Genomic DNA, 7,003 nt, shown 5'->3' on the forward strand with positions numbered 1-7,003 from the left:
TCAACACCGCGCTGGTCGAGGCGGACGAGTGGCGTGCCCCATAGACTACCCCCACGCCCGCGTCACTTTCCCCCCCCCCCCCCCCCCGCCACCGGCCGCCGCGGCGCCGGCCCAGAAGAAGCTGACCGCTCCGGCCGGCGACGATTGGGAGGAGTTCTAAGCGTTACCGGCGCGCCGCCACGCGAACAGCGATTCGGACGTGGCGGCGCGGCAAAGCCATGGCGGCAACCGCAGCAAGGCATTGATTTGCAAGTTTAAAAAGGTAATACAGATGCCGCATAATAAAACGGACACCGTCAAAGAATTTGATTTTACCGGCAAGGACTTCGAACGGGTCCGCGCCATGATTTACAAGCGGGCCGGCATTGCGCTGGCCGACAGCAAGCAGGAAATGGTCTACAGCCGGCTGGCGCGGCGCCTGCGCGCCACCGGCATCCACTCCTTCGTCAAGTACCTCGACGACCTCGACGCCGGCCGCCTGGGCGACGAGTGGGAGGCGTTCACCAACGCCCTGACCACCAACCTGACCTCGTTTTTCCGCGAGTCGCACCACTTTCCGCTGCTGGCCGACCACTTGAAAAAGATCGGCGGCCCGGCCACGATCTGGTGCTCGGCCGCCTCCACCGGCGAGGAGCCGTATTCGATCGCCATGACCGCCTGCGAGGCCTTCAACACGCTGACGCCGCCGGTGACGATCGTCGCCACCGACATCGACACCAACGTGCTGGCGGCGGGCGCCAGCGGCGTCTACACGCTGGACCGGCTCGACAAGATGGCGCCGGAGCGGGCCAAGCGCTTTTTCCAGCGCGGCAAGGGCGAGCGCGAGGGCATGGTGCGGGTGCGCCCCGAATTGCGCCAGCTGATCACCTTCAAGCAGCTCAACCTGCTGGCCGACGGCTGGCCGCTGTCGGGCCAGTTCGACGTGATTTTCTGCCGCAATGTGATGATTTATTTCGACAAGGCGACCCAGCGCAAGATCCTGGCGCGCTTCGTCCCGCTGATGAAGCCGGACGCGCTATTGTTCGCCGGCCACTCGGAGAATTTCTTGTATGTCTCGGAGTCGCTGAAACTGCGCGGCAAGACGGTGTACGAGTTGGACGAGCGCGGCGCCGGCCACAAGACGTCCCCGCATCGAACATGAGAATAGACTATGAGCTTAGATTCCAAAGACCAGTTTGCCACCAACGTTTATTACGATAGGACGTTCGACTGCGACGCCGCCAAGATCCTGCCGGGCGAATACTACTTCACCAACAAGGACATGCTGATCGTCACGGTGTTGGGTTCCTGCGTGTCGGCCTGCATCCGCGACCGGGTCAGCGGCCTGGGCGGCATGAACCACTTCATGCTGCCCGACGGCGGCGGCGACGCCAGCAGCCCGGTGTCGGCCTCGATGCGCTACGGCACCTACGCGATGGAAATCCTGATCAACGACTTGCTCAAGGCCGGCGCCCGGCGCGAGAACATGGAGGCCAAGGTGTTCGGCGGCGGCGCGGTGCTGCGCGGCTTCACGGCGATCAACGTCGGCGAGCGCAACGCCGCTTTCGTGCTCAGTTATCTGCGCGCCGAGAAGATGCGCGTGGTGGCCGAGGACTTGAACGACATCCACCCGCGCAAGGTGTATTTTTTCCCGCGCACCGGCAAGGTGCTGGTGAAAAAATTGATGCAGACCCACAACGACACGCTGGTCAAACGCGAGCAAGACTACGCCAAGCGCCTCAAGGTGCAGCCGGTCGGCGGCGAGATCGAGTTGTTTTAACACAGCGGTATTAATGACCAGGGCCAGGCCCGGAAAGTAGGCAGTATGAAGATCAAAGTCCTGATCGTGGATGACTCCGCGCTGATACGCAGCGTGATGAGCGAAATCGTCAACAGCCAGCCCGACATGGAGGTCGTCGGCGTGGCGCCCGACCCCTTGGTGGCGCGCGAGCTGATTAAACAAACCAACCCGGACGTGCTGACGCTCGACGTCGAGATGCCGAAGATGGACGGGCTCGACTTCCTGGAAAAACTGATGCGGCTGCGGCCGATGCCGGTGGTGATGGTGTCGTCGCTGACCGAGCGCGGCTCGGAGATCACCATGCGCGCGCTGGAACTGGGCGCGGTCGACTTCGTGACCAAGCCGAAGATCTCGATCCAGAGCGGCATGCGCGAATACACCGAGATGATCGCCGACAAGATCCGCGCGGCCTCGAAGGCGCGCATCCGCGCCCGCACGCTGCCGGTGGCCGGCGAGGCCGGCGCGACGCCGCTGCCGGCGCTGCGCAACCCCTTGACGTCGAGCGAAAAACTGATCATCGTCGGCGCCTCCACCGGCGGCACCGAGGCGATCCGCGAATTCCTGATGCAGATGCCGTCGGACTGCCCCGGCATCCTGATCACCCAGCACATGCCGGAGGGCTTCACGCGCTCGTTCGCGCGGCGCCTCGACTCGCTGTGCAAGATCTCGGTGCAGGAGGCGGCCGGCGGCGAACGCGTGCTGCCGGGCCACGCCTACATCGCGCCCGGCCACTCGCACCTGACCTTGACGCGCAGCGGCGCCAACTACATGACCAAGATCGACCAGGGCGAGCCGGTGAACCGGCACCGGCCGTCGGTCGACGTGCTGTTCCGCTCGGCCGCGCTGGCCGCCGGCAAGAACGCGGTCGGCGTGATTTTGACCGGCATGGGCAAGGACGGCGCCGCCGGCATGCTGGAAATGAAGCAGGCCGGCGCGTATAATTTCGCCCAGGACGAGGCCAGTTGCGTGGTGTTCGGCATGCCGCGCGAAGCCATTGCGTTGGGCGGCGCGCACGAGGTCGGCGCGCTGACGGCGCTGCCGGCCATGGTGCTGGGATACCTGGCCAAGCACGGTATGCGCGCTTTGCGTGTGTAAATCAGCTTTCATGCGTTTTTACGCGACTTTGTTCGCCTAAGGGCAACGAAAATGCTATCCTACAAACTGCTGCCGTAGTGCTGGCGTACGCGCCGGCATTCATGTCGCCTTATTAATAAACCGCTAGAGAAACAACGGAGTAATTCATGGCTGATCCAAAGATGAAATTTTTAGTTGTTGACGATTTTTCGACAATGCGTCGCATTGTCCGGAATCTGTTGAAAGAACTGGGTTACGCCAACGTTGACGAGGCAGAAGACGGCGTCATGGGCCTGGCGAAACTGCGCGCGGAATCGTTCGACTTCGTCGTGTCCGACTGGAACATGCCGAACATGGACGGGCTGACGATGTTGCAGCACATTCGCGCCGACCCGGCGCTGGCCAAGTTGCCGGTGTTGATGGTGACCGCCGAAGCGAAAAAAGAAAACATCATCGCCGCCGCCCAAGCCGGCGCCAGCGGATATGTGGTCAAGCCGTTCACGGCCGCCACGCTGGACGAGAAGCTCAACAAAATTTTCGAAAAACTCGAAAAAGCCGGCGCCTGACAAAACCCCGGCGATGCGTCGTTCGCGCGCCGGCGCACTCACAACCAAGCAAGGGCAAACAGCCGGGGTCAGACCTCCAGGGTCCGACCCCAGGGTTACGCCGTTGGCGTTGATGACGTCTGCGCCGACGCCGCGTAAAGACGACACGGCCAGGCGCGGCCTCATCGCGCCCGCGTCGGCGCGATAGCCGCGTCCCTTCTGATGCTTTCACGCAATATTGAGGCTGCCGGGCTACCTGGGCCGCAGGTGTGGTGATACACTCGTCTTGCTCGCACATTGCGCGTGCCACACTTTAGCCTACCCGAGCCGCCGCCATGCACCAAACCAATTTCATCGTTCGCGAACCGCTGCTCGATCCGAAGCAGCGCGTCATTGGCTATGAGTTGTCGTGGCAGCAAAGCGGCGCGGCCGCCTCGACCGACGCCCAGCTCGAAGAGCTGATCGGCTTCGTCGCGGCGCAACTGGTCGACGACGAACGCGGCTGGCTGCTGCGCGACAAACTGCTGTTCCTCGACGCGGTGCCGGCGATGCTGTCAACCGACGCGCTGTTCTCGATGCCGCCCGAATTCACCGTGTTGAGCATTCGCAGCGCCGAACTGCACAACCGCGACACGCTGGCGGCGGTGCGCGGCCTGCGCGCCGGCGGCGTCGGCATCTCGCTGCGCGAGGCGCCGGCGGCGCTGCTGAGCAAGAACCTGGCGGCCATCGCCTCCTACGTCGAGGTGCGCTTTACCGGCGCCGACGTGGCGGCGCAGGCGCGCGTCTTTTCCGCCTTAAAACAATCGTCGGTGCGCATGGTGGGCCGGCCGGTGGCGACCTGGGCCGACTTCGACGCCTGCGCCGCGCTCGGGCTGGACGCCTTCGTCGGCAAGCTGCACCTGACGCCGCGCGGCGGCGACGCGCCGGTGAAGGGCATGAACCCGGCCCAGACCATCATCTTGCAACTGATGCAGATGGTGAACCAAAACGCCGACATCAAGCACCTCGAAAACGCCCTCAAGCGCGACGCCGCGCTGTCGTACAAGCTGCTGCGCTTCATCAACTCGGCCAGCTTCGGCCTGGGGGCGGAGGTGCAGTCGCTGCGCCAGGCGCTGGCCTTGCTGGGCTACGCGCCGCTGTACCGCTGGCTGACCTTGCTGCTGGCCACCGCCAGCACCAGCGGCTACTCGCCGGTGCTGATGGAGACGGCGGTGGTGCGCGGGCGCCTGGCCGAGCTGCTCGGCGTTGGCGCGCTCGGCAAGCACGAGGCGGAAAACCTGTTCGTGGCCGGCATGTTCTCGCTGCTCGACCGCCTGCTCGGCCTGCCGATGAAGGAAGTGCTGGAAACCATCCAACTGCCGTCCGAGGTGGTCGAGGCGCTGCTCACGCGCGGCGGCAAATACGGCCCCTATCTGGCGCTGGCCGAAGCCTGCGAACTGAACTCGAACCTGGTGTCGTCGCTGGCCGCCTCGCTTAAATTCAGCCCGCTCGACGTCAACAAGGCGCACCTGTCGGCGCTGGCCTGGGCGCAAAGCATCGCCACCTGAAGTGGCCGCGGCGCTTGCCGCCAGCGCGGCGCAGGCGCGCCGATAGCGCCATCCCTGGCCCCATCTCCCGCCGTGTATCGCCTTGATAGCGCATTCCCATAACGTAACTATTTGTTCCTGATAGAATCGAATTGACGTATATAATTCACATCGAATTATTATTTTGATAAAATCGGCATCGAAACCTGCGCCGGCACGTGGACGGGCGACTATTCGGGCGCCGATGCGGGTAACTGCAGCGTGGATATCTCCGCGTCCGGCGTCGTGAGCGGTTCGTGCTTCTCCGGCCAAGGCGGGGCGTTTGCCGTCAACGGCACCGTCGACGCGCAAGGCAACCTGGCGTTCAAGCTGAGCGTGAGCGGCGTTGCCAGCGCCACCTTCAACGGCAATCTCGATTCGCCGCTGGCGATGGGCGGCACCTGGGCTACCGGCGGGGGATTGTCCGGCGCCTGAAACCTGAGCCACTACTAAGCCGGAGCGGAACCCTGCCGCGGTGCGGCGGGCCGGGGCTCAGACGGAAAGAAACACGTACCGGCGGAAGGCCGCATCCGACCCCCGCGTCCGGTCCCGTTATATAGGACGTTTGCTCATTCGTCCGACCACAGCTTGCCGCCGGTGGCCCAGTGCTCGCGCTTGATTTCATGGATCAGGATGTCGACCGATTCCGGCGCGGCGCCCAGGGTTTTGACGGTGGCTTCCGTGACGGCCAGTACGAAGGCGCGTTTTTGTTCCAGGGTACGGCCTTCGAACAGTTGAACGTTAATGGTCGGCATAGTTGCTTCTTCTAAGTAAGGGGATCAGGTACGGTATGGGGAGCCGGCGGCGTCCAGGCGACGCAACAGGGAAGGCCACTCGAGCACGCCGTCAGGCGAACCGTCGCCCACCAGTTGCGCATGGGCTTTCAGGCACATGGCTTCCGACGGCTGGCGCAGCGGCACCATCGCTGCTTGCGCGCGCAGTTGTACATCGCAGCCCCGGTCCAGGGTTTCCATCAGCACGAACGCTTCGGGAATGGTGCGGCCCACGGTCAGGCTGCCGTGGTTGCGCAATAGCATAGCGTAACGGGGGCCCAAGTTGCGCACCAGGCGCTCCTGCTCGTCTTCCGTCATGGCAATGCCTTCGTAGTCGTGATAGGCCAATTCGCCGTAAAAACGCAGTGCGTACGGCGACAGCGGCTGCAGGCCGGTATCCTGCATCCCGACGGCAATGCCGGAAAGGTTATGCAAATGCATGACGCAGGCGGCGTCCGGACGCGCCTTGTGCACGGCCGCGTGCAGGCGGAAGCCGGACTTGTTCACCGTATATGGCGACTGGCCGTCGATGTTGCCGTCGCTGTCGACCTTGACCAGGTTTGACGCCGTGACTTCATTGAAGCGCATGCCGAACGGGTTGATCAAGTAACGACCCGGTTCGCCGGGTACGGCGGCTGAAATATGCGTGTAAATACCGTCGTCCCAGCCGTACAGCGCGCATAACTGATAGCACGCGGCGAGGTCGATGCGGGTTTGCCATTCGGTGGGGGAGGTGATGCCGGGGCGGACAAGTGCGGCCTGGCCGGGTGTCGAAAATGTGTCCATGGCCCCAGCGTAGCAGGCAAGGTAGAAGTTATTATATGCCTGTTTATATGAGTGATATTCTAATCCGGACATATTGCGACCTGCCGCAGCGGCTCTGCTCACGCCCCGACTGCAAATGCGCATCGGGCTCGGAGCGCTGACGCCGGCTTTTCCTAGGATTGGGACCGCGCCTTGCGCGTCGCTGGATTTGCGCGTATTCTCACATCACGGACTACATTGTCGGGTTCTACAACTGCAAGCGATTGAATTCAGTACTGGGCAATGCCGCCCGCCGCCTACGAGCGGGAAATGGCAAAAAAAGCCCCTATTGTTGTGTCCGAAATTACTTGACCACCGCAGAGATCGGGTGTGTTGGAACGGTCATACAAACTACCAAAGAACTTTTGTGACTGTTCAGCCGCTATGCGGCAAGCGGGATAGGATTACCGTTGAAGGCCCGGAGCAGAACCTCAAGCATGCCATGGCCTTGCTTGCGTAGCG

Annotated in this window: 8 protein-coding genes; 6 read left to right on the forward strand and 2 right to left on the reverse strand. The window is 63.1% G+C overall.

Features of this window, described 5'->3' with window-relative positions:
- Window positions 1–271 precede the first annotated feature (271 nt).
- From ACFDR9_RS26275 to ACFDR9_RS26300, 6 genes are all read left to right on the forward strand, one after another.
- Complete coding sequence (locus ACFDR9_RS26275; RefSeq protein ID WP_026132838.1) at window positions 272–1,141, forward strand: CheR family methyltransferase; 870 nt, start codon at window positions 272–274, stop codon at window positions 1,139–1,141.
- A 9-nt stretch (window positions 1,142–1,150) separates the two neighbouring features.
- On the forward strand, window positions 1,151–1,759 hold the full coding sequence (cheD, locus tag ACFDR9_RS26280) for a chemoreceptor glutamine deamidase CheD (protein WP_017876518.1): 609 nt from the start codon (window positions 1,151–1,153) through the stop codon (window positions 1,757–1,759).
- A gap of 45 nt (window positions 1,760–1,804) precedes the next feature.
- A complete protein-coding gene (locus ACFDR9_RS26285) occupies window positions 1,805–2,875 on the forward strand; it encodes a chemotaxis response regulator protein-glutamate methylesterase (protein ID WP_017876517.1) in 1,071 nt (356 codons plus the stop codon).
- Between the two features lie 146 nt (window positions 2,876–3,021).
- Window positions 3,022–3,420, forward strand: coding sequence for a chemotaxis response regulator CheY (cheY, locus tag ACFDR9_RS26290; protein WP_026132837.1), 399 nt, complete (start codon window positions 3,022–3,024; stop codon window positions 3,418–3,420).
- 314 nt (window positions 3,421–3,734) lie between these two features.
- A complete protein-coding gene (locus ACFDR9_RS26295) occupies window positions 3,735–4,946 on the forward strand; it encodes an EAL and HDOD domain-containing protein (protein ID WP_017876515.1) in 1,212 nt (403 codons plus the stop codon).
- A gap of 240 nt (window positions 4,947–5,186) precedes the next feature.
- Window positions 5,187–5,399: a hypothetical protein gene (locus ACFDR9_RS26300; protein WP_409032884.1), complete on the forward strand. Its 213-nt coding sequence runs from the start codon at window positions 5,187–5,189 to the stop codon at window positions 5,397–5,399.
- 134 nt (window positions 5,400–5,533) lie between these two features.
- Here the strand turns inward: ACFDR9_RS26300 and ACFDR9_RS26305 are convergent, their stop codons facing one another.
- The gene (locus tag ACFDR9_RS26305) at window positions 5,534–5,719 is read right to left on the reverse strand and encodes a 4-oxalocrotonate tautomerase (RefSeq protein ID WP_409032885.1); all 186 of its coding nucleotides are present in this window, start codon (window positions 5,717–5,719) and stop codon (window positions 5,534–5,536) included.
- Between the two features lie 24 nt (window positions 5,720–5,743).
- Window positions 5,744–6,523, reverse strand: a complete 780-nt coding sequence (locus tag ACFDR9_RS26310; protein ID WP_409032886.1) for a class II aldolase/adducin family protein — start codon at window positions 6,521–6,523, stop codon at window positions 5,744–5,746.
- Between the last annotated feature and the right edge of the window lie 480 nt (window positions 6,524–7,003).

Source organism: Janthinobacterium sp. CG_23.3 (genome assembly GCF_046115965.1).
Lineage (GTDB): Bacteria > Pseudomonadota > Gammaproteobacteria > Burkholderiales > Burkholderiaceae_D > Janthinobacterium.